Raw genomic sequence first — 24683 nt, 5'->3', positions numbered from 1 at the left:
ATGAAAAATCTCCAGCATTCAGCTGGTTTTTTTATGCGTGATTATCACCAATAGAATGTGCCCTCCCCATGTCTGCATCCCGTTCTTTTGATCTAGCCAGATTGCAATTACGCCATCCTGATGCATTCTTTTGTAGCCTCAGCTATGGCCGTTATAAATATTTGAACCAGACCACTGATCTATATCTGTATTTACGTATCGGTATTCTGGTCATGATCACAGGTTTTTGCTGCCTGTGCTTTTCGCTGCCGTTTTATCCTGACTTTGTCACTTCAAAATATCAGGCGCTCAGTGCAGGTACCATTGTCATGATTGGCATGCTTTATCCTTATATCTGGCGTGCCCAGTTTCAGGCGAAATACAGTTCTGCCCGCTATGCCAAGCGTTTGCAACTCTGCCTGTATATGCAAACCCTGATTGCGATTCTGTCATTTATAAATTATCAGTATTTTCACTCAGCATTTGTTACCTTGCCTTGCTTGGCCCTGCTTGCTTTCAGTAGCCTTGTACCAGTTTTAGTCGAGCCTTGTTTTAGAGTTTCGACTCGCAGCACCCTTCTGGTACGTTTGCAGAAAATCCGTCAACTGGCTTACTGGTCTTATCAGCAGTCGCAAAGCAAAGAGCCGGAACCAGTGCCTTATCACAAAGATTTAAAACAGTATTATCTGGATTTACATCATAGCTGCATGCTGGAAGAACAGAAACTATTAGATGAAATTCATTATAAAAATTTAAAAGACGTATTTTCAGATCATTAAAAAAAAGCCCTGTTTAACAGGGCTTTTTTTACCATTCGCGGTTAACGACCAGTTCTTCCATTTCAATATCAAACAGACCCTGTTCTTGCACGACCATCATCATGGCCTCGGCAATATAGTCTGCGGCAGTATTATCCAGAGAAGAGTCCAGATCTTCAAACTGCGGCTTCATGGCATTGATGTCTGCCACAGTCTCATGCGCTAGCTGGTACACGTCCTGATCTGATAAACTGGATTTAGATACTTTAGAAGCAAAGCGTTCGATGTGTTGCTTGATTTCTGCAACCAGAATATCGGGATAATATTCATCATCGAACATGGGGAGAAGTAAATCTGCAAACATTACAGGCACTCTAAAAGATGACAATCTAACTTAAGCGTGCCTGTATAGCACATTGCTGTTTAAAAGCCAAACAGCTTGTGCCCTTAGATGTCTTTCAGCCCAGATTTAGGCATTTTGCATAGCTTTCCAGATTTTTATGGCGTCTGCTGTTGCCTTGACATCATGTGCACGAACCATACAGGCACCTTGCTGAATGCTCAGCAAATGCGCCGCAGCCGAACCTACTGCACGTGCTTGAGGTTCTGCACCATCTAGTGCAGCACCAATAAAACGTTTGCGGGATAAGGCAGAAAGAACTGGATAGCCCATTTCAGTCAGTTTATAAAATTCCTGAAGCAATTTAAGATTTTGCTGGGCATTTTTGGCAAAACCAAAACCAGGATCAATCATGATATTTTCAGCTTTAACGCCGATATCTAAAGCATCTTGAACCCGTTGTGTCAGTTCCCGAATCACATCCTGAGTCACATCATCATACTGATCCAGATTATTCATCGTAGTCGGCTCACCACGCATATGCATGATGATCACCGGAATATTCAGTTCTGCTGCCGTTTCTAACGCTTGTGGACGAGTGAGCGCGCGTACATCATTCCAGATATGTGCACCAGCCTTGACGGCTGCTTTGATGACTTCCGGCTGTGAGGTATCAATCGAGATGATCACATCATGTTTAGATAGTTCTTCTACAACTGGAACCACACGACGAAGTTCTTCTTCAACGTCCACGACTGATGCACCCGGACGTGTAGATTCCCCCCCGATATCAATCACAGTGGCACCATCAGCGATCATTTCCAAGGCTTTTACTACTGCCTGATCTTTCTGATTATGTAGCCCTCCATCGCTAAAGGAATCCGGAGTCACATTTAAAATTCCCATCACATGCGGCTGAGACAAATCCAGTTTCAAATGACCGAAAGTCCAGATCTGTGGTAGTAATGGCTTCAGCTGCATGGTTCACTCCTAGTTCACAATAACCCCGGTATTGTCTTATGGAAAGGTCAATAAAGCAAAGCTCAATCTAATCAAGGCTTAGATTTCAAAGTGGTTCTTATTGGAATATTGCATCAGCTTGGCTTGCAGTAACGCTTTTACATCAACCCATTCGCTTTTTAAAATACTATAGATATAACTATCTCTGAGTGTCACGCCATCTTTACGCAGCATATGACATCTAATGCTGCCATCCTGTTTGGCACCCAGAGCTTCAATAGCTTTTTGACTTTTGAGATTCAGATGATCAGTCCGAAAGCCTACCACTTGAGCATTCAGCTCTTCAAATGCATGCTGCAACAAAAGATATTTACAGACCCGGTTTACATAGGTTCGTTGATAAGGTTTGGCATACCAGGTAAAGCCAATTTCAACGCGTGGAATTTCTGGCTTGATATCATGATAACTGGTGGTGCCAATGGCGCGGCCCGAATTCAAATCAATCACGGCAAAAGCCATTCTTTCACCTTTGGACTGCTGTTCAAAAGCTTGGATAAAGTAGTGTTTAAGTTTATGTAGGTAAGGCACCGAGTTATATAACACTTCCCCTAAGTCCCCTTCGGCACATGCAGTTTCTAAGTCTGCAAAATGTTCCCAGCTCAGTGGCTCCAAACGTAGCTGATAAATATCGGATTCCAGAACAGGTAAATTCATTCTTATTTTTACTCATTGATTTTTATGAGTTGACTATAGCATTCAACTAGATATGACAAAATAATAGCCATAAAAAAACCACCCGAAGGTGGTTTTAATTGTTAACTTAGTTCGCTGGTAATGGCGGAGGAGTCATTGGACCATCAGTCGGTGTTACATCAATCACTGGATTATCTGAAACATAAACTTTAGGTGGTTTTGGCTCACGACCTTCCATAATGTCACGAATCTGTTCACGATCAATTGTTTCCCACTCAAGTAGCGCTTCCACCATGGCATGGGCAATATCTTTGTTATTTTCAAGGATATCGCGTGCAACCTTGTATTGCTCATCGATGATGCGACGAACTTCCGCATCTACCTGTTGTTGGGTGGCCTCAGAAATCGTACGGGTACCAATGCTACCCATAAATGACTGTTGAGAGTCATCTTCATAGACCATGACGCCTAACTTGTCCGACATACCATATTTGGTCACCATTGCACGTGCCATTTTAGTTGCACGTTCAAAGTCATTCGAAGCACCAGTCGACATCTGGTTAATAAATACTTCTTCTGCGATACGACCACCAAACAGGATTGAAAGTTCATTCAACATCTTGTCTTTATAATGGCTAGTCTGGTCAAACTCAGGCAACTGCCAGGTGACACCCAATGCCCAGCCACGCGGCATGATGGTGACTTTATGCACAGGATCTGTACCTGGAAGCATTTCTGCCACAATCGCATGACCTGCTTCATGGTAAGCCGTAGCACGACGCTCTTCTTCACGAAGTACCATCGATTTACGTTCAGGGCCCATGTACAGTTTGTCTTTCGCATCTTCAAAGTCATGCATATCGACGGTGTTCTTGTTACGACGTGCAGCAAATAATGCCGCTTCGTTTACAAGGTTGGCCAACTGTGCACCTGAGAAGCCTGGTGTACCACGAGCAAGCACTTTGACATCTACACCCGTAGTAGAAGGCAATTTCTTCAAATGTACATTCAGGATTTGCTCACGACCTTTAATATCTGGCAGACCTACCATGACTTGACGGTCGAAACGGCCTGGACGAAGTAAAGCTTTATCCAGTACATCAGCACGGTTAGTTGCAGCGATCACGATAATGCCTTCATTGCCTTCAAAACCGTCCATCTCTACCAGCATCTGGTTCAGAGTCTGTTCACGTTCATCATGACCGCCACCTGTACCTGAACCACGATGACGACCGACTGCATCAATCTCATCAATGAAGATGATACATGGTGCATGGCGTTTTGCCTGTTCGAACATGTCACGTACACGAGATGCACCGACACCGACAAACATTTCAACGAAGTCAGAACCTGAGATACTAAAGAATGGAACTTTTGCTTCACCTGCAATGGCTTTAGCCAGCAGGGTTTTACCTGTACCTGGAGGACCCACCATCAGGACGCCTTTAGGAATAGTCGCACCCAGACGTTTGAATTTTGCAGGATCTTTCAGGAAGTCAACGATTTCGACCACTTCCTGTTTTGCTTCATCACAACCCGCCACATCAGTAAATGTTACTTTGATCTGGTCTTCAGATAGCATTTTCGCTTTAGATTTACCAAAGCTCATTGGGCCATTCTTGCCGCCTGCACCGCCACCCATGTTGCGCATAAAGAACATGAATAACAAAATGATTAGAAGCACAGGGAAACTTGCAATCAGCAATTGCATGAGCAAGCCTTGACGTTGAGGCGCTTCACCTTCAACGACTACATTATTTTTAATCAGGCTTGGCATCAGTTCTGGGTCTTGAACTGCCGGGCGAATGCTTTCAAACTCTGAACCGTTTGATTTTTCACCGCGAATTCTTTCGCCATCAATTGTAACTTGTTTAATTTGGCCAGCATTGACCGCGGCAACAAACTCCGAATAGTTCATTGTAGTCGGTTGATTGCGGTCACTGACGTTGCTGAAGATTAACACCAGCACACCCAGTATCACGAGCCACAATACGGCATTCTTAAAAAGATCGCTCAAAGCTTTATTTCCCATTCCAATCTAATTTGATCATGCCCTCGAAGGGTGACCTTAATCAATAAGCTGCAAATCAATAAGCTGCAAATCAATTTGCAATAATGTAAAAACCTACAAAATGCACAATTTTTAACGTGTTGGCAAGTAAACTTTATTTCAAAGCCTTCTTGCGTCCCTGTCCGACCAAAAACACTTCTTTCGAACGGGCACGTGATGCAGCAGGTTTAATCGTCTTCAATACATCAAAACTGTTAACGACTTCTTTACGAAATTCATCAAAACCTGAACCCTGGAATACTTTCACTACAAACTGTCCTTTCGGACCGAGTACCTTGTTGGCAAAATCCAGAGCAAGTTCACATAAATAAATCTGACGTGGTTGATCTACAGCTCTATTACCTGATGTATTGGGGGCCATATCTGAAATTACAACGTCTACTGTGCGTCCGTTTAAAATATTTAACAATTTATCGAATACTTCTTGTTCACGGAAATCGCCCTGCAAGAAAGTCACATCAGGTAGCGCATCCATTTCTAAGATGTCTGATGCAATCACCAGACCTTTATCACCGACCAGTTTTCCGGCAATCTGGGACCAGCTTCCTGGGGCAGCACCTAAGTCCACTACAGTCATGCCGGGTTTGATAATGCCGTATTTTTCCTGAATTTCTAGCAACTTGTACGCAGCACGGGCACGATAACCTTCTTTTTGTGCTTTTTTCACATAAAAGTCATCAAGATGCTCTCTCATCCACGCACGACTACTTTTAGATAACTTTTGGTTGGTAATGCGTGTTGCCATAACTCTCTAAATAAAAAAAACTTCTAATGATTCATTGTACGTGAAAAACACATTTTTTGCAGTATACATGTGTATCTAAATCTGAGTATTCCGGTGTGATTTGCGATTATTTACAAGTGATTATTTCCTGAGAATTTACAGCGTTTGTTTTTCGCTTTTGCTATACTAAGCCGTTTTAAAAATTAGGTTATCTCTCATGGCGTCTTTATCTATTCAGGAACGTAAGCGTTTACGTCAAATTGGACATGCATTAAACCCGGTTGTAATGCTTGGTGACAAAGGCTTAACTGAATCTGTAGTTGAAGAGCTAAATCGTGCCCTTAATGATCACGAACTCATTAAAGTAAAAGTGGTGGCTGAAGACCGTGAAGCACGTGCAGCACTCATTGCTGAACTTTCAGAAACTACAGGTGCTGAAGTGGTACAAACTATTGGTAAAATTGCGCTGCTTTACAAGAAAGCTCCAAAGCAAAACCAGAAGTTATCCAATCTTGTCCGTTTTGCCCATCTTTCTAACTAAGTACAGGATTTATGGCCAGTTACGAACTCAGCGCATTTGATCGCCGTTTTCAGGCAATCTCATTGGTCGGTGCCATCGAACAGCAAAATCCATGCAGCTTGAATGTCGGATTTTGGTTGCGCGATCCCAACCAGTACGTGCTGTGGCCAGAAATGGTTACTGCACATCCCCGTCGTGATTTTTTGTGGGAACAGACCTGCTTTGAAATCTTTATCGGGGTTCAGGGTGAAGATTATTATCGCGAAATCAATCTCTCCCCTTCTCAGGCCTGGCAAGCCTATCAGTTTGAGGAATATCGCTATCCGGAAGATATGCCGCCACCTGCTGCATACGATATCGAACTGAATCAGCTTAAACGCACCCATTATGGCCTTAATGTCAGTCTGGATCTGACCGAGTTTATGGTTGAGCACAAACTTAAATGGGCAGACCTGTTTATTGGTCTGACAGCAGTATTAAAAACCTCACAAGGTGATCAATACTTTGCAATGCAGCACAGCAGTCCAGAAGCAGACTTCCACAATAAACGGGATTGGCTGCATGTCTTTTAATGCAGATTAAAAGCATTTACTGGATAAAAAAGATATTAAAAAACGTGAGCATTAAAGTCTCACGTTTTTTTATGGGCTTTTCCGGCTCATCCGTTCAAAGCTCGCTGTTATAGCTTGAGGAAAATATTTACCTGTATTTTCATTACATGGATTCAGGTCAAAATTAAATTGATACAACTAGCCTGCTCTCTATACTTAGGGTTGGCTACTTTAATAATAATTTAAACGATATTTAAGCTGATAGACTAAGAGTTCGTTTTAATTGTTTTCGACATTTTAGTGATGTAAGCGGTAATTGTCCTGCACTGATTTTACCGCGGCATAAAAAATTATAGTTAACGTGAAGATGATCAGGATAATCGTTCCAAAAGTTAGTCCAAAGAATCCCAAGCATAACATCATCACACCCAGATAAAGTGCACGCATCAACCAACTTTCCAGATTAAGCATCATAATCAGCGTCAGTAAACCAAGTACACCTGCAAAATAATGCTGCTGCATCGTGACCCCCTTTCATTATTATTGTGAGTCCGTTTGCCTCAAAAAGACAAAGGAGAACATATCTAGTTCTCCTTTCATGCAATTTTAGTCAGCGTATTCCCTTAACTCTTCAGCTCAAGGCTTTTTTCTGAACTTTCAGCTTTTACCATGGGTTTGACCTTTTTCAGGACTTCAATGGTGCTGTCTTTTGAGCGCTTGAATGTACCAGTCAGATGCTCTTTATGTTTGGTCGAGATCTGGCTGACATCTTCTTTCAGTTCTTTACCCATATTGGATAAGTCTTCAATCACTGCGGTAAATTCGGTTTTGATAAAACTGGTTAATTCAGTCAGTTCTTTTTGCGAACCAAAAAACTGCTCTTTCAGAGTATCGATCCGTTGTAACAGATCCTGTTTTAACTGGCGTAACTGTTCCTGCACAGTATCACCCAGCTGTTTCGCTTCGACTTCAAGTTTCTCTTTGCTTTCTTCGATAGTTTCTACCACCTGTTCTTTGGCCTCAGCTGCTACTTTTTCAAGCTGTTCAGTCGTTTCTGAAACCACGGTATTGATCTTTTTCTTGGATTGGGAAGATTTCGCTGCTGTAGTCATGTGTCTTATTCCTATAATTATATTACGACTCATCCATATTAGTAGTTTTGATAAAAATTAAGATTTGATTTGTTAGACAATTCTTAATTGCTTACATTTTTTTACGTTGTTCGTAAAACAGACTTTCAAGCAAAAAGCAAGCCATTTATCTCATACTTTTGCTGCAAAGCTATTGGACTTGGGGGGTGGTTCTGCGTATAATGCCGTGTTAAGTTCAAGCGAGCAGACATAGGAGGGTAGGTTTAAAAATTAACCTTCCTTTTTTTTCGTCTACTCGCTTTTTTACAGCCTAAATTTCAGGAGCTTTGGTTTGAGCACCCCAGCAATTTTAGCCCTTGCCGACGGAACTATCTTTAAAGGTACTTCAATTGGCGCATCGGGTTGTACGACTGGTGAAGTCGTTTTCAACACTGCCATGACTGGCTATCAAGAAATTTTGACTGATCCTAGTTATGCACAGCAGCTTGTAACGCTGACTTACCCACATATCGGTAACACAGGTTGCAACGAAGAAGACGCTGAATCAGGTCGTATTCATAAAGTATGGGCAAACGGTTTAATTATCCGCGACCTTCCTTTACTACATAGTAACTTCCGTGCGAATCAATCACTTGGTGATTATTTAAAACAGCACAATGTAGTTGCCATTGCTGACATCGACACGCGACGATTAACTCGAATTTTGCGTGATAAAGGTGCACAAAACGGTTGTATCCTTGCGGGTGAAAACATCACTGAAGAAGAAGCAGTCGAAAAAGCACGTGCATTCGGTGGTTTAAGTGGTTTAGACCTTGCGAAAGAATGCTGTGATCCGAGCGGTTTCGAATGGACTGAAGGCTCATGGGCACTTGGCAAAGGCTTTACTCAACCTGAACTTAAATTCCATGTGGTTGCATACGACTACGGTGTCAAAACCAACATCTTGCGTATGCTCGCAGACCGCGGCTGTAAATTGACTGTGGTGCCTGCACAAACTCCTGCTGAAAAAGTACTTGCGTTAAATCCAGATGGCGTATTCCTGTCAAATGGTCCTGGCGATCCAGCTGCATGTGACTACGCAATTGAAGCTGTAAAAACAATTGTTGAAACAACTGAAATTCCAGTATTTGGTATCTGCTTGGGTCACCAGATTCTTGCTCTTGCATCGGGTGCTAAAACGGTAAAAATGCCGCACGGTCACCATGGCGCTAACCATCCTGTACAGAACATCGAAACTGGTACAGTGATGATTACTTCTCAAAACCACGGCTTCGCAGTGGATGAAAGCACCTTGCCTGCGGTATTGCGTGTGACTCATCGCTCACTGTTTGATGGTACAAACCAAGGTATCCATCGTACAGACAAACCTGCGTTCAGCTTCCAGGGTCACCCTGAAGCAAGCCCTGGTCCACATGACTGCGCACCATTGTTCGATCATTTCATCGAACTTATCGAAGCATCTAAGAAGTAACTAAGGAAGCATCATGGCTAAACGTACTGACATTAAAAGCATCTTGATCATTGGTGCTGGTCCGATCGTCATCGGTCAAGCATGTGAGTTTGACTACTCAGGTGCTCAAGCATGTAAAGCGCTTCGTGAAGAAGGCTACCGCGTTATTCTGGTGAACTCTAACCCAGCCACCATTATGACCGACCCTGCAATGGCAGATGCGACGTATATCGAACCGATTACCTGGCAGACTGTTGCAGCAATCATTGAAAAAGAACGTCCAGATGCTGTCCTTCCAACGATGGGTGGCCAGACTGCACTGAACTGTGCCCTTGCACTGGATGCCAACGGTATTCTTGAAAAATACAACGTTGAGCTGATCGGCGCGACCAAAGAAGCGATCGAAAAAGCAGAAGACCGTAAACTGTTTGACGAAGCAATGCGTAAAATTGGTCTCGAGTGTCCAAAAGCGGCTATTGCTGAATCTATGGAAGAAGCACTTGAGATTCAAGCGCGCTTCGGCTTCCCTGTGATTATCCGTCCATCATTCACTATGGGTGGTTCAGGCGGTGGTATTGCTTACAACCGTGAAGAATTCCTGGAAATCTGTGAACGCGGTTTCGACCTCTCTCCTACTCACCAGTTATTGATCGATGAATCATTGATTGGCTGGAAAGAATACGAAATGGAAGTTGTTCGTGACAAAAACGACAACTGTATCATTGTATGTACCATTGAAAACTTCGACCCAATGGGCGTGCACACAGGTGACTCGATCACTGTTGCGCCTGCGCAAACGCTTACAGATAAAGAATTCCAGTTACTACGTAACGCTTCTCTAGCTGTACTTCGTGAAATTGGTGTAGAAACAGGTGGTTCTAACGTTCAGTTCGGTATTAACCCGAAAGACGGCCGTATGGTTGTGATCGAGATGAACCCGCGTGTTTCTCGTTCATCTGCTCTTGCATCTAAAGCAACAGGTTTCCCGATTGCGAAAATCGCAGCGAAACTGGCTGTGGGTTATACGCTTGATGAGTTGAAAAACGACATCACTGGCGGTACAACACCTGCATCATTCGAACCTGCAATCGACTACGTTGTAACCAAAATTCCTCGTTTCAACTTTGAAAAATTCCCACAAGCTGATGCAACTTTGACAACACAGATGAAATCTGTGGGTGAAGTGATGGCCATTGGTCGTAACTTCCAGGAGTCTATGCAAAAAGCGCTTCGTGGTCTTGAAGTGGGCGCTTCTGGTTTTGACGAAAAAATTGAAGTGGGTGCTGAAGGCGCGCGCGACAAAATCTTGCAAGAGCTTAAAGTGCCAGGTCCTGAGCGTATTTGGTACGTGGGCGACGCATTCCGTCACGGCTTTACTTTAGACGAAGTATTCGCTGCAACGAACATTGACCGCTGGTTCTTGATTCAAATCGAAGACATCATCAAAACTGAAAACCAGATCAAAACTTTAGGTTTTGGCGACTTGAACGCAGACAACATCCGTGCATTCAAACGTAAAGGCTTATCAGATCTTCGCATTGCGGACTTGATGGGCATTTCACAAAAACAATTCCGTAAACACCGTTGGAACCTGGGCGTCACTCCAGTCTACAAACGTGTGGATACATGTGCTGCAGAATTCGAATCTGATACTGCTTATATGTACTCAACTTATGATGAAGAGTGTGAATCTAATCCGTCTAACCGCGACAAGATCATTGTGATTGGTGGCGGCCCTAACCGTATCGGTCAAGGGATCGAATTCGATTACTGCTGTGTACACGCTGCCCTTGCAATGCGTGAAGACGGCTATGAAACCATCATGGTGAACTGTAACCCTGAAACTGTTTCTACGGATTACGACACATCTGACCGTTTGTACTTCGAACCAATTACACTTGAAGACGTTCTTGAAATCGTACGTATCGAGAAGCCAAAAGGCATTATCGTACAGTACGGTGGTCAAACACCTTTGAAACTGGCTCGTGCTTTAGAAGAAGCGGGTGCGCCAATCATTGGTACATCTCCTGATGCGATTGACCGCGCAGAAGACCGTGAACGTTTCCAGCAAATGATTCAACGTCTGCAACTTCGTCAACCAAATAACAGCATCGTAAAATCTGCTGAAGAAGGTATGGCTGAAGCATCTAAAGTAGGCTATCCACTTGTTGTACGTCCTTCTTACGTCCTTGGTGGTCGTGCGATGGAAATCGTGTACAACGACGAAGAACTCAAACGTTACTTACGTGATGCGGTTCAAGCATCAAACGAAGCACCTGTTCTGCTTGACCGCTTCCTGGATGATGCAATTGAAGTTGACGTAGACTGCGTATCTGACGGTAAAGACGTAGTAATTGGCGGCATCATGCAGCACATTGAACAAGCAGGTATTCACTCAGGTGACTCAGCATGTTCGATTCCTCCTTATTCTTTGTCTAAAGAGATTCAGGACGAAATGCGTCGTCAGACAATTGCAATGGCAAAAGAACTTGGCGTAATCGGTTTGATGAACGTTCAGTTTGCAGTTAAAGGCAAAGACGTTTACATCCTGGAAGTGAACCCACGTGCATCACGTACTGTGCCGTTCGTTTCTAAGTGTATCGGCGAATCTTTAGCGAAAGTGGCTGCACGTTGTATGGCGGGTCAATCTCTAGAATCTCAAGGATTCACTTCAGAGATTATCCCTGAACACTTCTCTGTAAAAGAAGCAGTGTTCCCATTCAACAAATTCCCTGGTGTTGATCCGATCCTTGGCCCTGAGATGAAATCGACTGGCGAAGTGATGGGAGTTGGTAAAACATTCGGTGAAGCATTTTATAAAGCTGTTCTAGGTGCGAACGAACGTCTACCTGGTCTTCCGACAGAAGGTGAAGTGAAACACGCATTTATTTCTGTACGTGACTCAGATAAACCTCGTGCAGCAGGCATTGCGAAACAATTGATTGACCTAGGCTTCAAGATTCTTGCAACTGATGGTACATTTAAAGTGATTAGCGAAGCTGGTCTTGAATGTGAACGCGTAAACAAAGTAACTGAAGGTCGTCCAAACATTGTGGACCGTATTAAAAACGGCGAAATCCACCTTGTAATCAATACGACTGAAGGTAAAAAAGCGCAGGAAGATTCATTCTCGATCCGTCGTTCAGCGCTACAAGGTAAAGTGTATAACACAACTACCTTGAATGGTGCTGATGCTGTATGCCAAGCTTTAGCAATTAAATTGCCAATGGATGTATATCGTTTGCAAGATTTAACAGTAGGTTAATTCGTTACTGAGAAGTCCCGTCACCTTCTCGGTGGCGGGCTTTTTTTCATTTATAGACTTTCATTTTTATTACTGAGGGACAACTATGCAACGTTATCCTATGACTCCCGAAGGCAAACTTGCCTTAGAGAAAGAATTACACCAACTGAAAACTGTGGATCGTCCACGTATTACTGCAGCGATTGCAGAGGCACGTGAGCATGGGGATTTAAAAGAAAACGCGGAATATCATGCTGCGCGTGAGCAGCAAGGTTTCTGTGAAGGCCGTATTCAGGACATCGAAGGTAAACTGGGCGCTTGCCAGGTGATTGATGTTAAAGAACTGGAGCAAAATGGTCGTGTAGTTTTTGGTGTCACTGTGACTATTGAGAATCTGGACACTGAAGAGCGCAAAACTTACAAAATCGTGGGCGATGACGAAGCAGACTTTAAGATTAACAAGATCTCTGTGAACTCTCCGATTGCGCGTGGCCTGCTGGGTAAAAACGAAGGCGACGATGTGAAAATCGTAACTCCACAAGGTGAAGTTGAATACGAAATCGTAAGCGTTGAATATATCTAATTTTTAAATAGATATTTTAGGCTGTAAGACCCCTCAGATGAGGGGTTTTTTTATTGAGTCTAGAAATTTCTATCGGCTTTATTTTAAGAAGCCAGACGCCAAGGCTTCAAATGCCTGTAAAGCCTGAGATAAGACCTGTGCAGGATCCTCACTTGAAGCAACCCATAGTGCTGCATTCATTGCTGCACCATTTAGCAAGACTGCCGCAGCAAGTGCATCAACTGGTTTCAATCTATCTTCAGCCAGTAACTGTTCTACACATTCACGTGTCGACTGCAGGCATTTACTTTGACTTGGCCAATGTGCGGGATCCCCTAATACTGCCGGACCATCACGTAGCACAATCTGTTGAAACTCAGCATTCAAAGCATTTTCAATATAAGTACGCCCTTCAAGCATCAATCCTTCCCATAGATCATTAGGCTGCTCCAGATGTTGCCCGGCATATTCAGCCATTTCTGAATCAATCTGATCGACCACGGCGGCAAACAAGCCTTTTTTATCTCCAAAATGATGGTATAGCGCACCCCGGGTCAGCCCTGCTTCTGCCGTGAGCTTATCCATTGAAGTATCCGCATAACCGTATTCAGCAAATGCACATCGTGCGACTTCTATGAGTTTTTTGCGGGTTTCCGCCATTTTTTGTTCACGTACAGACATATGTTGTTTCCACCAGCATTGTGAAAAATTTTAATTGACATACGCCTCGTATGTCAATTATTTTAACATACGAGGCGTATGTGAAGATTTGAATTGCTTCCTAAAATACGTATAAATTAAAATTGAGCGAGGATTATCATGACTAGAACTGCAATATTTCCCCAAGATCGCCATGCCCTGTATGAACAGCATGGTTATTCTGCTGCCATCAAATCAGAAGATTTATTATTTGTATCCGGTCAGGTTGGTAGCCGTGAAGATGGTAGTCCTGAACCTAACTTTGAGAAACAGGTAAAACGAGCCTTTGAAAACTTGGCTGCTACATTGGCTGCAGCTGGCTGTACTTTCGATGATATTGTCGATGTCACAACTTTTCATACTGATCTGGAACGGCAGTTCGAAAGCATCATGAAAGTGAAAAGTCGGATATTTACAGAGAAGCCTTATCCTAACTGGACAGCAGTAGGTGTCACGTGGTTAGCAGGTTTTGATTTTGAAATTAAAGTGATTGCTCGTATTCCTACAGCATCCACACCAGTCTAATCATTTGCGTTATTCGCAGTCGCTTGAGCGTCTTTTAGATATTATTCAGCAAGTTTAAACGCCGATTAGGTATAATTTCTTATTCACTATTTTTTGTATCCCCCTTATGGCTGAAAAGTTAATTAATTCTCCTGTGAATCACTGGTGTGAATTTGAGTTCATATCAAAAACGGTGAAGAATCCAAATATTCATATTAAGGGCAATTACAGTTATTACTCAGCCTATTGGGATCAAGGTTTTGAGCGTTGTGTGGTGCGTTATCTGCATGACAAGCCAGCCACACCAGAGAAACCGATTGACCAGCTTTATATCGGTAATTTTGTCTGCTTTGGTGCAGAATGCGTGATTATGATGGGTGGCAACCAGTTACACCGTACCGACTGGATTTCTGCGTTTCCATTCGATACACGCAGTTTTGTGCCTGCGGGTGATACTGTTATTGGTGATGGTTGCTGGATTGGCTCTCGTGCCATGATCATGCAAGGTGTAACGCTTGGCGAAGGTGCTGTGGTGGCAACAGGTGCTGTAGTAACGAAAGATGTGCCACCTTATGCTGTTGTCGGTGGCGTACCTGCGAAAATTATTAAATATCGTTTCCCTGAAGAAGATATAGAAAAACTGCTTTCACTTAAGCTCTATGACTTAGATGAAAAGCAGTTTTTAAAGATGCGTGAACAATTGCAGACGAATGATGTTGAATTATTGATAAAATTCATAAATAAAGTTTAAGAAAATAATTTACTCAACAATACAAACCTCTGTCAATATCTTTGAGTCTACATCCTTACGGAAAGTAATTTTAAATTTTTCACTAAACTTTCTTGAATATATATTTTCATAGGTTAGAAGTATATTTCTAACACATACAGCACCTTGATCAAATAATTCCTCCTCAGTCTCACTCAATTCATCAGTAATGTGCATATATTTTTTTTCAAAGTAAGATTTGATTATTGATGAATAATTAATATTGTTTTCTAAATCAGGAAATAATGTTAAATTTTTAGCTGGATTATCTGTAACATTATTAACTCTAAAGTCTAAGTAGTATTTATGTGATTGTTCTTGCACAGTAAAAGTTATTGTAAGAATTGGATTTATTGACTGATGTTTATCCTCAATTTCAAGACGTTGATATTCTGCTAATAATTTTTGCTGTTCAACTGTTTTTTGCATTTCTTCTATCTGTAAGTTTAGTGCAACACTAGTTTTCTGTAATTCAATCGCTTGCATCTTCAAAGCTTCAGAATTTTGCTTTAAGCCCTCGCCTTGCTGATAAAACCCCCTTACCAACCAAAAAATGCAAGTGGCGCAAAAGCACCTGCTATAAAATTTCCAAACTCATTTAGATCTTTAGGCAGCAAACCATTATGAATTTTAAAATAGATAAAGATTAACCAACCAAAAGTTATTGCCCATGACAAACAACTTCCAATATTTTCTTTAATCCACTTAATAAAATTTTGATTCATTATTTTTAAAATTCAGTTACTTATTTTCCACTCATCTTATCATTTTAATTTTTAAAGGCATAAAAAAACCCACTCAATCGGAGTGGGTTTTTTTGAATATGGTGGCTATGACGAGACTTGAACTTGTGACCCCCGCATTATGAGTGCGGTGCTCTAACCAACTGAGCTACATAGCCTTAAACTGTGCGCGCATTATGAGTTTTTCTAAAAAAAACGTCAACCCCATAATGCACTGATTGATCAAAATTTGGTGAAGTGAGCCGATAAGCCGGGTTCTGTCGAGAACGATCATTCCTCTAGGCGTACAATCACTCATACGCTCAAGCGACCTACCCGGATCCAGCATGGGCCATGCCTAAAGGATCCCTATTTGGTCTTGCTTCCGGTGGGGTTTACCATGCCATGAACTGTTACCAGTCATGCGGTGCGCTCTTACCGCACCCTTTCACCCTTACCTCCGATTCCGATTGCTCAGCACCATAATGAAGGCGGTCTACTCTCTGCTGCACTTTCCGTCGGCTCACGCCGCCCAGGCGTTACCTGGCACCTTGCCCTATGAAGCCCGGACTTTCCTCCCCTGCTTCAATCACGGAGATCTCCACAGCAGCGATCGTCTGGCTCACTTCGAGCCGCATAGTATCAAATCTGGCAACTAATTGCTTGATGTTTTTTGAGCAGTCAGTTTTTCATACTTGGCTTGAAGCTGTTCCTGCGTCTCTGCATGGTTTGGATCAAGCGGGATACAGTCTACAGGACAGAATAACTGACACTGCGGTTTATCATGATGTCCGACGCACTCGGTACACAGATCAGGATTGATCTCGTAAATGAGCTCCCCCATATAAATTGCCTCATTCGGGCATACAGGTTCACAGACATCACAGTTGATGCATTCATCGGTGATATATAAAGACACGCTACCAACCTTGTTGAAGTTTACGCTCGAAGGCAGCAACCACGTTTGGCGGAACAAACTTGGTTACATCCCCTCTCAAGCGGGCAATTTCACGCACCAGAGTGGATGAAATAAAGGAATACTGTTCTGAAGGGGTTAAAAATACCGCTTCAAAATGTGAATCCAGCTGACGGTTCATATTGGCCAACTGAAATTCATACTCAAAATCGGACACTGCACGTAAACCACGCAATACCGCGGTAGCATTCTGCTCGCGGAAGAAGTTCACCAGCAGGCCATCAAATCCTACAAATTCAACATTGTTCAAATGGCTTAATGACGTTTGGGCCAGTTCAACTCGTTCTTCCAGACTAAATACCGGGTTTTTGTGATGTCCGATTGCAATCGCAACTACAACTTCATCAAACATCTTTGCTGCGCGGGTCACCAAATCAATGTGGCCATTGGTGATCGGATCAAAAGTTCCCGGATAAATTACACGAGTTTTAGTCATCCATTTGTACTCTGTTTATTGTGTAAGTTTCCATTTTAACAAAATCTTCATTTTTTAGTGAAGAAACTCCATCAATTTAAACACTTCAACTCAATAAAAGTTACGGTACAATAGCTGTAACTTTGGAAGTGTCTGATTATGGCGAAAGCAACTGTAGTTAAAAAAAATAACGGCGGAACGATTGCTCTGAACAAACGTGCCCGTCACGATTATTTTATTGAAGAAAAATTTGAAGCTGGACTTTCCTTGCAAGGCTGGGAAGTAAAATCCCTGCGTGCCGGTCGTATGAGTATTGTGGAGAGCTATATCACCTTTAAAAATGGTGAAGCCTTCCTGTTCGGCGCACAGATTCAGCCTTTACTGAGTGCATCTACCCATGTTGTCCCTGAAGCGACGCGTACCCGTAAACTGCTGCTGAAACGCCGTGAAATTGAAAAACTCATGGGCGCGATCAACCAGAAAGGTTATTCCTGTGTACCACTGGCCTGTTACTGGAAAGGCCCGCATGCCAAGCTGGAAATTGCGTTGGTAAAAGGTAAACAGTTACACGACAAGCGTGCATCTGAAAAAGACCGTGACTGGCAACGTGATAAAGCGCGTATTTTCCATAAATAATGCCAGCAATAAAAAACCTCCAATGAATGGAGGTTTTTTTTACAGATCGAATTAGGCTTTTAGATTCAGACGAGCTAGTGTCAAGGCAATATATTCACCAAACCAGATCGCGGTTTGTAAATCCCCTTCCGGTGGTGTTACTTCAACAGGTGCATTGTCAGATTGGGTCATAAGGCCCAGAAAGCTCGACATACGATTCAGATCGGTAGTGGAACGACCTGTCGGCATTAACGGTAGACCTGACCACAACATGCCATGTTGCATCGCAAACAGATTAATCTGCTGCAAGACAGCCAGCTTGTCCCCACTTAAACCACCACCATTGGTGAAGGCTGCTGCCAGCTTGCCTTGCCAGCTACGTGCCAGCCAGCGCTTGGAAGACTGCTCCATAAACAACTTCATGGCAGAGGTTAGACTACCCATATAGGTTGGACAGCCAAATACAATCGCATCGGCAGCGTCCAGCACCTCCCAATCCACCTGTTCCACATTCATCATATACACCTGGACACCAGTTTTTTGTGCGCCTTCGGCAATGAAGTTTGCCACTTTAGCCGTGTGTCCATAAGGACTGTGATAAACAATCGCAACAGATTGGGAAGATAGGGACATAACAATCAAAAACCAAGAATTTCAATCAAGTTTAACATTTTCATGCTATAAACACGAATGTTGCCATACGTCCGGTTTTGGCTTCACGGCGATAAGAAAAGTATTCATTCGCCTGACGATATGAACACTGATCGCCACCTAAAACAGTCTCAACGCCCTGCTGCTGCAAGATGTAACGCGCTATCGCATACAGATCCGCATAGTATTTTCCGGCCTGTTCCCCTGCCTGAAATGCACTGTCCAGTTCAGGATATTTGGAACAGAAAGCTTCTCTTACTTCTGCGCCAATTTCAAAACAAGGCTGGCTGATGGCCGCACCAAGCCACGCCCAGGTAGGCTTGGTTTGCATCGCGGCAATAGTGTTTTCAACGATACCGCCTGCCAGCCCACGCCAACCCGCATGCAGATTGGCCACTTCAGTGCCTTCGGTATTACCCAGCACCACTGGCAAGCAGTCTGCCGTCATCATCATCAAGGCATGGGCCTTGCGCTGTGTGACCAGACCATCACCGATCAGCGCATCGAAAGGCATCTGCTCATTGATGGTATGACAAATGGTGCTATGCGTCTGTGTCATCCAGGTAATTTTGTCCACACCAAAAGGCTGGAAGTCTTTCAACAGCTGGATGCGGTGCTTCTGCACTCGCACCGGATCGTCCTTGACATGCAAAGCCAGGTTAAAGCCGGCCAGTTCTGGCTGGGCTGAAGGCTGTACCTGTTCATGATGAACACGGGTCTGACCCACATAAACGCCTTGAGGCAAACCTTGTACAAATTGCATGTCGCTTCCCTTTTAATGACTGCTAATAGAATGAAAAATTAATAGGCCTTGTTTTCGCTACGCAGCACTTCAACCAGATTGGCGAAGTCTTCTGGCCATGGCGCATTAAAGGTCATTTCTTCTTTAGTGCGTGGATGCTTCAGACCTAGAGTCGCTGCATGCAGTGCCTGACGTTTAAAACCACGCAAGGTGTCATCTAGCAATTGCGAAGCACCGGCTGGCATACGCACACGTGGCATATAGACCTGATCACCCACCAGACCATAGCCCAGGTAGCTAAAGTGCACACGAATCTGGTGCGTACGACCGGTTTCCAGACGTGCCTGAATACGGGTGAAATGCTGGAAGCGTTCTTTCACATTGTAGTGCGTCACCGCTTCCTTACCGCCTGGCAGGACTGCCATTTTCACACGATCAACCGGATGACGTTTAATCGGTTCATCAATGGTACCGCCGGCAATGATGTTGCCATAGACAATCAGGTCATACACACGGTAAACGGTCTTTTTCTCAAGCTGCTTACTAAGCGCAAACTGCGCTTCCAGATTTTTTGCGACAACCAATAGGCCACTAGTGTCTTTATCGATCCGGTGCACTAAACCTGCACGCGCCAGTTCAGAAGATTTCGGATAATGATGCAGCAAAGCATTGACCAGTGTACCAGTCATATTACCTGCACCCGGATGCACCACCATGCCTACTGGTTTGTTAATGACAATGATGTCATCATCTTCATAGACGATATCCAGTGGAATATCTTCAGGCAGACTACGGGTTTGTGCCTCCAGTTCAACGTTTAAAGTCAGGGTTTCAAAACCGTCACTTTTAAATTTTGGCTTAACTGGTTGACCATTCACTAATAAATTGCCGTCTTTGATCCATTGCTTGAGCTTTTCTCGAGAAAAATCGCTCCAGACCATGGCTGCAATCTGGTCGATACGTTGCCCGATATAACTTTCATCCAATTGAAATTGCAACGATAAACGTGTTGCAGTTGCGTCTGAAGTATGGTTATCTGCATCCTCAGAATCTTCAAGTAAATTGAAATCAGTATCAGGGATATTAGAATTGGAAGATTGTGCTTGACTCATTTGCTCATTCAGACAAAAGTGGTTTAATAGTGCAATTGTAGCTCATTGCCCGTATTAACAGAGGAATTTTTATGTCGCTACCACATTATAAAATGACAATGCTTGCTGTGACGTTAGGCATTGCATCGGCAATGGTAGGCTGTAGCAGTAATCCAAAAAAAGAAGTCGTGGACAAAGGTCCAGAATCTAGCGAACAGGTTTATATCCAAAAAGCGCAGAACGCGCTAGATCGCAAACAATATACTGATGCAGCAAAACAGCTCGAAGCACTGGAAACCTATTATCCAACCAGCCAGTATGCACCGCAGGCGCAACTGGAACTGCTCTATGTCAAATTCCAACAAAAAGATTATGAAGGTGCAGTCGCACTGGCAGAACGCTTTATCCGTCTGAATCCGCAACATCCAAATGTCGACTATGCTTACTATGTTCGTGGTGTAGCGAATATGGAGCAGAACTATAATGGCCTGCTGCGTTATACCTCACTAAAACAGTCGCACCTTGATGTGAGCTACCTGAAAGTGGCTTACCAGAATTTTGTCGATTTCATTCGTCGCTATCCATCAAGTACCTATGCTGTAGACGCTGCACAGCGCATGAAGTTTATCGGTCAGGAACTGGCAGAAAGCGAAATGAATGCAGCCCGTTTCAATATTAAGCGTAAAGCATATCTGGCTGCTGTTGAACGTGGTTTATGGGTAATTGAACACTATCCACAAACTCCACAGATTCCAGAAGCGCTGGCAACCGTTGCTTACGGCTATGACAAGGTAGGTGACAAAGCCACAGCACAGCAATATATCGAAGTACTGAAACTGAACTATCCAGGTCTGGTGAATGCTGATGGTACTGTGAACCTGCGTGCAGCACGTAGTGAAGGCAGTTTCTTCAACCGTGCGACTTTGGGTATTTTCGGTAAAGAAGCCAAAACCGTGACCGATACGTCTAGCCAGTCGTCTGAAGTCCAGGCAGAAAAACGCAGTCTGACCAATCGTATGACGTTTGGCCTACTCGATCGTCCTAAAACTAATGAAACTGAGCTACCTGAACCGACTGCTGAATAAGCCAACTGTTACAGGTGCATTTTTGCGAAGGGCAAGTTATCATACTTGCCCTTTTGCATTTTCTGAGCAATGCTTGAACAAATTGTACAAACAGGTTATACCAATTAATTCATCTATAGCGTTGGATGAATCATCCTACTCTTAATTTTCAATGATTTAACACCTAAATAACGCAGCACGAGAAGCTTAGCAAACCATGGCCATTCCTCAACATACGATTGATCAGATTCTCGATCGCACCGATATTGTCGATGTGATTGGTCAATACGTGAAACTAAAAAAAACTGGCCGTACTTATTCCGGCTGTTGCCCTTTCCATCAGGAAAAATCGCCTTCTTTCCACGTGTATCGTGATAAGCAGTATTTCCACTGCTTTGGCTGTCAGGCCAATGGTAATGCCATCCGTTTTTTAATGGATATTGGCAGCCGTAATTTCATTGAAGTGATGAAAGACCTGTCTAGCCAGACCGGGATTGAACTGCCTAAAGATAATAAAGATTCCAACCGCTTAAAATACAAACGCGAAGCCAAACCGAAACCGATTGCAGCACCACCAGCAAAAACTGCGGATACATCTACAAATCCAGCGCCTGAACAGTCTGCTTATTTTGATCCATTTGCTGAAATTCAGGCACCTGAAGCTGAATTTTATACAGATGACCCTTTTGCTGCTTTTGAGCAAATGCCTGCAGCAGAAGCACAAGCAGATGGCAACTTATACGACCTGCTGGAGAATATCGCGCAGTTTTATGAGCGCCAATTACCCAATAGTCCAAGTGCCCAGCAGTATTTTAAACAGCGTGGTCTGACCGCAGAAACGATTGCCTACTGGCGACTCGGGTATGCACCGGAAGACTGGCAACATCTGGAAAAAGCCTTTCCGCAGGATATTGAAGGTCTCAAACTTTTAGGTCTGATTCGTACTAGCGATAGTGGCCGGGATTTTGACCTGCTCCGTGATCGGGTCATCTTCCCGATTCGTGATAGCAAAGGTCGCGTGGTTGGTTTTGGTGGTCGTGCGCTGAATGACGAGATCAAACCGAAATATATCAACTCACCCGATTCAGAAGTTTTCCATAAAAACCAGTTATTGTATGGCCTGTATGAAGGTCGCAAGCAGAAAGCCCAAGACTGGTTAATGGTAGAAGGCTATATGGATGTCATTGCCTTGCAGCAATATGGCATTCATGGTGCAGTAGCTACTTTGGGAACAGCAAGTAATACTGATCACCTAAATATTCTGTTCAAGCAGAATAACCGGATTACCATTGCTTTTGATGGTGATGCGGCTGGACAAAAAGCGGCACGCCGTACTCTGGAAATTGCCCTACCCCTGCTCAATGATGGGCGTGAGCTAAAATTCTTTGTCTTGCCGAATGACCATGACCCAGACTCCCTGATTCGTCGTGAAGGCATTGAAAATTTCCGCCGCCTGCTGGATCAGGCACCGCTACTCTCTGACTTTGTCTTTGCCCATCTCACTCAGAATCATGATATTGCAACGCCTGAAGGTAAAAGTCAGGTGATGGGAGAACTACGTCAGCTAACCGAATTGTTACCCAAAGCTGGCTCATTCCGTTATCTGCTGCAACAGTTCTTTCGGGAAAAACTCGGTTTTAGCCGCAAATGGCAACCCAAAGTTAATAATGATGCATCTCTAAGCTTCAGTACTAAAATTGATGCCGAAGAATATGTCATTGCAATTCTGTTGAATCATCCATATCTGTATATCCATTTTGAACCATTACGCGCATTAGTCAGTGAAGATCAATTGCTATTCAAGATCCTGAATATATTTAATGTGATTTTCGATGAATTGCCGGATGATCCGGAACTGTCGACCTATTATGTACTCGGTGCCTGTGCTGCACATCATCATGAGTTACAGCATATCTTGCAACACGCCAATGTCAGCGATTACACCTCTTCTCCTGAGCAGGCAGACAAACTGGCGGCAGACTTCTCGATCAAGCTGCAATATCAGTGTCTACAACACAAATTAAAATCGAAAAAGTTTAGTAGTATTGCGGAGATGAAAAATCTCAAGATGCGGATTTATGAAATTGATAAAAAACGTTCCATGACCTTGCTCGAAGATTAAAAACCAAGAAATAAAAAAGGCGTTTATTTTAAACGCCCTTTAAATATCGGGAAGTTAACTCAATATCATCTTAATGTTTAACCTTACGGCGATGCTGTACCACGTCCTGTAAACTATTCTGTAGCATTTCAAAATAGCTTGGATCTTCAGCTTTGGCAGCTTCACGCAGCATGATTGAGGTGGGATGCAGAAGTTTTTGGGTCAAACGATGCGAAAATTCGGCCAATACTGTTTCAGCACTTTCACCTTTGGCAATACGTTGCATAGCAGTTGCCAGTTCTTCCTGACACAGGCTTTCCCCATAATCCCGATAAGCATGAATCGTACTACCCGCCTTACGCAGCTTCTGCTGAGTGATCAACTCGGTCGCCAGTTGATTAACCATGACTTCCGCTTCGACCGCTGCCTGACGACGCTGCGCCAGGTTTTCATCGATCACGCTTTGCAGATCGTCTACGCCGTAGAGATAAACTCCATCCAGCTTTTCAACTTTTGGATCAATATCACGTGGGACAGCCAGATCGACCAACAGCATTTGCTGGTAACGGCGCTTCTTTAAAGCGGCTTTAACATCCGGATAGTGAATAACTTGATGCAAACTGCCGGTACAACTAGAAATCACATCTGCACGATGCAGGTTTGCTGCCAGCTGATCAAAATCAATAATTTCTACATCTGCACGATGCGCAATTTCCTGCGCCAAATTCTCTGCACGAGCACGAGTGCGGTTACAGATAATGATTTTTCCGACGCCCATTTCTGCCAGATGTTTGGCCACCAGAGTGTTCATTTCCCCGGCGGCTACCACCATCACAGTCAATTGCTCAGGTCGGCTAAATACTTGCAATGCTAATTGTGCGACTGCATAACCCATTGATACTGCATGACTACCGACCGCTGTTTCCGAGCGCACACGCTTGGCCGCATAAAAGGCATATTCAAAGATACGATTCAGGTTTTGCGAAACGGTCTTGGATTCTTTGGCAAGGGAAAGTGCAGTTTTGACCTGTCCCAGAATCTGCGGTTCACCAAGCATCAGGGAGTCGAGACCACTGGCGACACGCATCAGATGAGTGACGGCTTGCGCATTCTCATAGCGATAAACGTGATTCTGCAATTGCTTGGAATCAATACCATTGGTCTGGGCGAGCCAGTTCAGCACCATGTCGACATTGTCCGACATAGCGTAAACTTCAGTCCGGTTACATGTAGACACCACCACCATATCATTCAGTACAGGGTGCTGGCTTTGCTCGGCAAGTAAAATGCTTAACTTTTCAGGGTTAAAAGCAATCTTTTCGCGCAGCTCTACAGAGGCAGTTTGATGGTTGACACCCAATGCAAAGAAAGACATATCAGGTCATCATTTC

The 24683-nt window shown here is 43.6% G+C and carries 27 protein-coding genes, 1 tRNA gene and 1 other RNA gene; 11 read left to right on the top strand and 18 right to left on the bottom strand.

Annotation, left to right across the window (positions count from 1 at the left end; translation table 11 throughout):
• Nucleotides 1-68 precede the first annotated feature (68 nt).
• Entirely contained in the window at nt 69-758 is a 690-nt protein-coding gene (locus C3F22_RS03145) for a hypothetical protein (RefSeq protein WP_104425872.1), read from the top strand.
• A gap of 28 nt (nt 759-786) precedes the next feature.
• Here the strand turns inward: C3F22_RS03145 and C3F22_RS03140 are convergent, their stop codons facing one another.
• The 5 genes from C3F22_RS03140 to rlmE all read right to left on the bottom strand — a co-directional run bounded on the left by C3F22_RS03140 (nt 787) and on the right by rlmE (nt 5546).
• Nucleotides 787-1101, bottom strand: coding sequence for a DUF5713 family protein (locus tag C3F22_RS03140; RefSeq protein WP_034170181.1), 315 nt, complete (start codon nt 1099-1101; stop codon nt 787-789).
• Between the two features lie 105 nt (nt 1102-1206).
• Entirely contained in the window at nt 1207-2058 is an 852-nt protein-coding gene (gene folP / locus C3F22_RS03135; protein WP_034170180.1) for a dihydropteroate synthase, read from the bottom strand.
• A 78-nt stretch (nt 2059-2136) separates the two neighbouring features.
• Nucleotides 2137-2751 carry a GNAT family N-acetyltransferase gene (locus C3F22_RS03130; protein WP_034701369.1) on the bottom strand — a complete coding sequence of 205 codons (615 nt, stop codon included), beginning with the start codon at nt 2749-2751 and terminating at the stop codon, nt 2137-2139.
• A gap of 106 nt (nt 2752-2857) precedes the next feature.
• A complete protein-coding gene (gene ftsH / locus C3F22_RS03125) occupies nt 2858-4747 on the bottom strand; it encodes an ATP-dependent zinc metalloprotease FtsH (protein WP_034701384.1) in 1890 nt (629 codons plus the stop codon).
• A 148-nt stretch (nt 4748-4895) separates the two neighbouring features.
• Nucleotides 4896-5546: a 23S rRNA (uridine(2552)-2'-O)-methyltransferase RlmE gene (rlmE, locus tag C3F22_RS03120; RefSeq protein WP_004784794.1), complete on the bottom strand. Its 651-nt coding sequence runs from the start codon at nt 5544-5546 to the stop codon at nt 4896-4898.
• 196 nt (nt 5547-5742) lie between these two features.
• Here rlmE and yhbY point away from each other — a divergent pair, with 196 nt between their 5' ends.
• Nucleotides 5743-6066 carry a ribosome assembly RNA-binding protein YhbY gene (yhbY, locus tag C3F22_RS03115; protein WP_004784797.1) on the top strand — a complete coding sequence of 108 codons (324 nt, stop codon included), beginning with the start codon at nt 5743-5745 and terminating at the stop codon, nt 6064-6066.
• 11 nt (nt 6067-6077) lie between these two features.
• Nucleotides 6078-6617 (top strand): DOMON-like domain-containing protein, encoded by a 540-nt coding sequence (locus tag C3F22_RS03110; RefSeq protein ID WP_034170177.1) that lies wholly within the window; start codon nt 6078-6080, stop codon nt 6615-6617.
• A gap of 276 nt (nt 6618-6893) precedes the next feature.
• Here C3F22_RS03110 and C3F22_RS03105 read toward each other — a convergent pair whose 3' ends face one another.
• Nucleotides 6894-7118 carry a hypothetical protein gene (locus tag C3F22_RS03105; protein WP_004784802.1) on the bottom strand — a complete coding sequence of 75 codons (225 nt, stop codon included), beginning with the start codon at nt 7116-7118 and terminating at the stop codon, nt 6894-6896.
• A 101-nt stretch (nt 7119-7219) separates the two neighbouring features.
• Complete coding sequence (locus C3F22_RS03100) at nt 7220-7708, bottom strand: hypothetical protein (protein WP_034170176.1); 489 nt, start codon at nt 7706-7708, stop codon at nt 7220-7222.
• 310 nt (nt 7709-8018) lie between these two features.
• Between C3F22_RS03100 and carA the strand changes: the two genes are divergently transcribed.
• The 3 genes from carA (at nt 8019) to greA (ending at nt 12964) form a co-directional block, all read left to right on the top strand.
• The gene (carA, locus tag C3F22_RS03095; protein ID WP_034170175.1) at nt 8019-9158 is read left to right on the top strand and encodes a glutamine-hydrolyzing carbamoyl-phosphate synthase small subunit; all 1140 of its coding nucleotides are present in this window, start codon (nt 8019-8021) and stop codon (nt 9156-9158) included.
• Between the two features lie 13 nt (nt 9159-9171).
• The gene (gene carB / locus C3F22_RS03090; protein WP_034701372.1) at nt 9172-12402 is read left to right on the top strand and encodes a carbamoyl-phosphate synthase large subunit; all 3231 of its coding nucleotides are present in this window, start codon (nt 9172-9174) and stop codon (nt 12400-12402) included.
• 85 nt (nt 12403-12487) lie between these two features.
• On the top strand, nt 12488-12964 hold the full coding sequence (gene greA, locus C3F22_RS03085; protein ID WP_005236827.1) for a transcription elongation factor GreA: 477 nt from the start codon (nt 12488-12490) through the stop codon (nt 12962-12964).
• A 78-nt stretch (nt 12965-13042) separates the two neighbouring features.
• Here the strand turns inward: greA and C3F22_RS03080 are convergent, their stop codons facing one another.
• A complete protein-coding gene (locus tag C3F22_RS03080; protein ID WP_034170173.1) occupies nt 13043-13624 on the bottom strand; it encodes a TetR/AcrR family transcriptional regulator in 582 nt (193 codons plus the stop codon).
• A 138-nt stretch (nt 13625-13762) separates the two neighbouring features.
• Between C3F22_RS03080 and C3F22_RS03075 the strand changes: the two genes are divergently transcribed.
• Both C3F22_RS03075 and C3F22_RS03070 read left to right on the top strand, forming a co-directional pair.
• The gene (locus C3F22_RS03075; RefSeq protein ID WP_034701376.1) at nt 13763-14167 is read left to right on the top strand and encodes a RidA family protein; all 405 of its coding nucleotides are present in this window, start codon (nt 13763-13765) and stop codon (nt 14165-14167) included.
• Nucleotides 14168-14273: 106 nt separating this feature from the next.
• Nucleotides 14274-14897, top strand: coding sequence for a CatB-related O-acetyltransferase (locus C3F22_RS03070; RefSeq protein WP_034170171.1), 624 nt, complete (start codon nt 14274-14276; stop codon nt 14895-14897).
• A 9-nt stretch (nt 14898-14906) separates the two neighbouring features.
• On the opposite strand, the gene C3F22_RS18475 is transcribed toward C3F22_RS03070, so the two are convergent.
• From C3F22_RS18475 to coaD, 6 genes are all read right to left on the bottom strand, one after another.
• Entirely contained in the window at nt 14907-15401 is a 495-nt protein-coding gene (locus C3F22_RS18475; RefSeq protein WP_227504404.1) for a hypothetical protein, read from the bottom strand.
• Between the two features lie 53 nt (nt 15402-15454).
• On the bottom strand, nt 15455-15640 hold the full coding sequence (locus C3F22_RS18470; protein ID WP_227504403.1) for a hypothetical protein: 186 nt from the start codon (nt 15638-15640) through the stop codon (nt 15455-15457).
• A 99-nt stretch (nt 15641-15739) separates the two neighbouring features.
• Nucleotides 15740-15816, bottom strand: a tRNA-Met gene (locus C3F22_RS03060).
• A gap of 72 nt (nt 15817-15888) precedes the next feature.
• Nucleotides 15889-16266: RNase P RNA component class A (gene rnpB / locus C3F22_RS03055), an RNA gene on the bottom strand.
• A gap of 26 nt (nt 16267-16292) precedes the next feature.
• Nucleotides 16293-16556: a YfhL family 4Fe-4S dicluster ferredoxin gene (locus tag C3F22_RS03050; RefSeq protein WP_034434081.1), complete on the bottom strand. Its 264-nt coding sequence runs from the start codon at nt 16554-16556 to the stop codon at nt 16293-16295.
• Between the two features lies 1 nt (nt 16557).
• Nucleotides 16558-17049: a pantetheine-phosphate adenylyltransferase gene (gene coaD, locus C3F22_RS03045; protein WP_034701644.1), complete on the bottom strand. Its 492-nt coding sequence runs from the start codon at nt 17047-17049 to the stop codon at nt 16558-16560.
• Between the two features lie 138 nt (nt 17050-17187).
• On the opposite strand from coaD, the gene smpB reads away from it, so the two are divergent.
• Nucleotides 17188-17664, top strand: coding sequence for an SsrA-binding protein SmpB (gene smpB, locus C3F22_RS03040; protein ID WP_004784822.1), 477 nt, complete (start codon nt 17188-17190; stop codon nt 17662-17664).
• A 51-nt stretch (nt 17665-17715) separates the two neighbouring features.
• Here smpB and C3F22_RS03035 read toward each other — a convergent pair whose 3' ends face one another.
• The 3 genes from C3F22_RS03035 to rluD are packed head-to-tail and all read right to left on the bottom strand — an operon-like array spanning nt 17716 to nt 20148.
• Nucleotides 17716-18276 (bottom strand): flavodoxin family protein, encoded by a 561-nt coding sequence (locus C3F22_RS03035; RefSeq protein WP_004784824.1) that lies wholly within the window; start codon nt 18274-18276, stop codon nt 17716-17718.
• Nucleotides 18277-18316: 40 nt separating this feature from the next.
• Nucleotides 18317-19057 (bottom strand): peptidoglycan editing factor PgeF, encoded by a 741-nt coding sequence (gene pgeF / locus C3F22_RS03030; protein WP_004784825.1) that lies wholly within the window; start codon nt 19055-19057, stop codon nt 18317-18319.
• Nucleotides 19058-19095: 38 nt separating this feature from the next.
• Complete coding sequence (gene rluD, locus C3F22_RS03025) at nt 19096-20148, bottom strand: 23S rRNA pseudouridine(1911/1915/1917) synthase RluD (RefSeq protein WP_004784827.1); 1053 nt, start codon at nt 20146-20148, stop codon at nt 19096-19098.
• A gap of 71 nt (nt 20149-20219) precedes the next feature.
• Between rluD and C3F22_RS03020 the strand changes: the two genes are divergently transcribed.
• On the top strand, nt 20220-21212 hold the full coding sequence (locus C3F22_RS03020) for an outer membrane protein assembly factor BamD (protein ID WP_104425871.1): 993 nt from the start codon (nt 20220-20222) through the stop codon (nt 21210-21212).
• Between the two features lie 196 nt (nt 21213-21408).
• Nucleotides 21409-23313, top strand: a complete 1905-nt coding sequence (locus C3F22_RS03015; RefSeq protein ID WP_004784830.1) for a DNA primase — start codon at nt 21409-21411, stop codon at nt 23311-23313.
• Nucleotides 23314-23383: 70 nt separating this feature from the next.
• Here C3F22_RS03015 and hemA read toward each other — a convergent pair whose 3' ends face one another.
• Nucleotides 23384-24667 carry a glutamyl-tRNA reductase gene (gene hemA, locus C3F22_RS03010; RefSeq protein ID WP_004784832.1) on the bottom strand — a complete coding sequence of 428 codons (1284 nt, stop codon included), beginning with the start codon at nt 24665-24667 and terminating at the stop codon, nt 23384-23386.
• Between the last annotated feature and the right edge of the window lie 16 nt (nt 24668-24683).

Source organism: Acinetobacter sp. ACNIH1 (assembly GCF_002934695.1).
Taxonomy (GTDB): domain Bacteria; phylum Pseudomonadota; class Gammaproteobacteria; order Pseudomonadales; family Moraxellaceae; genus Acinetobacter; species Acinetobacter variabilis.
The sequence above is the reverse complement of the archived record's forward strand: the minus strand, read 5'-3'. Positions and strand labels throughout refer to the sequence as shown.

Coding starts and splice junctions, on each gene's coding strand:
- C3F22_RS18470 (WP_227504403.1), bottom strand. CDS start 15,640: ATGAATCAAAATTTTATTAAGTGGATTAAAGAAAATATTGGAAGTTGT.
- C3F22_RS03070 (WP_034170171.1), top strand. CDS start 14,274: ATGGCTGAAAAGTTAATTAATTCTCCTGTGAATCACTGGTGTGAATTT.
- C3F22_RS03110 (WP_034170177.1), top strand. CDS start 6,078: ATGGCCAGTTACGAACTCAGCGCATTTGATCGCCGTTTTCAGGCAATC.
- C3F22_RS03035 (WP_004784824.1), bottom strand. CDS start 18,276: ATGTCCCTATCTTCCCAATCTGTTGCGATTGTTTATCACAGTCCTTAT.
- coaD (WP_034701644.1), bottom strand. CDS start 17,049: ATGACTAAAACTCGTGTAATTTATCCGGGAACTTTTGATCCGATCACC.
- C3F22_RS03140 (WP_034170181.1), bottom strand. CDS start 1,101: ATGTTTGCAGATTTACTTCTCCCCATGTTCGATGATGAATATTATCCC.
- C3F22_RS03015 (WP_004784830.1), top strand. CDS start 21,409: ATGGCCATTCCTCAACATACGATTGATCAGATTCTCGATCGCACCGAT.
- C3F22_RS03100 (WP_034170176.1), bottom strand. CDS start 7,708: ATGACTACAGCAGCGAAATCTTCCCAATCCAAGAAAAAGATCAATACC.
- C3F22_RS03020 (WP_104425871.1), top strand. CDS start 20,220: ATGTCGCTACCACATTATAAAATGACAATGCTTGCTGTGACGTTAGGC.
- greA (WP_005236827.1), top strand. CDS start 12,488: ATGCAACGTTATCCTATGACTCCCGAAGGCAAACTTGCCTTAGAGAAA.
- C3F22_RS03105 (WP_004784802.1), bottom strand. CDS start 7,118: ATGCAGCAGCATTATTTTGCAGGTGTACTTGGTTTACTGACGCTGATT.
- C3F22_RS18475 (WP_227504404.1), bottom strand. CDS start 15,401: ATGCAAGCGATTGAATTACAGAAAACTAGTGTTGCACTAAACTTACAG.
- rlmE (WP_004784794.1), bottom strand. CDS start 5,546: ATGGCAACACGCATTACCAACCAAAAGTTATCTAAAAGTAGTCGTGCG.
- yhbY (WP_004784797.1), top strand. CDS start 5,743: ATGGCGTCTTTATCTATTCAGGAACGTAAGCGTTTACGTCAAATTGGA.
- C3F22_RS03145 (WP_104425872.1), top strand. CDS start 69: ATGTCTGCATCCCGTTCTTTTGATCTAGCCAGATTGCAATTACGCCAT.
- C3F22_RS03130 (WP_034701369.1), bottom strand. CDS start 2,751: ATGAATTTACCTGTTCTGGAATCCGATATTTATCAGCTACGTTTGGAG.
- pgeF (WP_004784825.1), bottom strand. CDS start 19,057: ATGCAATTTGTACAAGGTTTGCCTCAAGGCGTTTATGTGGGTCAGACC.
- C3F22_RS03075 (WP_034701376.1), top strand. CDS start 13,763: ATGACTAGAACTGCAATATTTCCCCAAGATCGCCATGCCCTGTATGAA.
- carB (WP_034701372.1), top strand. CDS start 9,172: ATGGCTAAACGTACTGACATTAAAAGCATCTTGATCATTGGTGCTGGT.
- folP (WP_034170180.1), bottom strand. CDS start 2,058: ATGCAGCTGAAGCCATTACTACCACAGATCTGGACTTTCGGTCATTTG.
- hemA (WP_004784832.1), bottom strand. CDS start 24,667: ATGTCTTTCTTTGCATTGGGTGTCAACCATCAAACTGCCTCTGTAGAG.
- smpB (WP_004784822.1), top strand. CDS start 17,188: ATGGCGAAAGCAACTGTAGTTAAAAAAAATAACGGCGGAACGATTGCT.
- rluD (WP_004784827.1), bottom strand. CDS start 20,148: ATGAGTCAAGCACAATCTTCCAATTCTAATATCCCTGATACTGATTTC.
- C3F22_RS03080 (WP_034170173.1), bottom strand. CDS start 13,624: ATGTCTGTACGTGAACAAAAAATGGCGGAAACCCGCAAAAAACTCATA.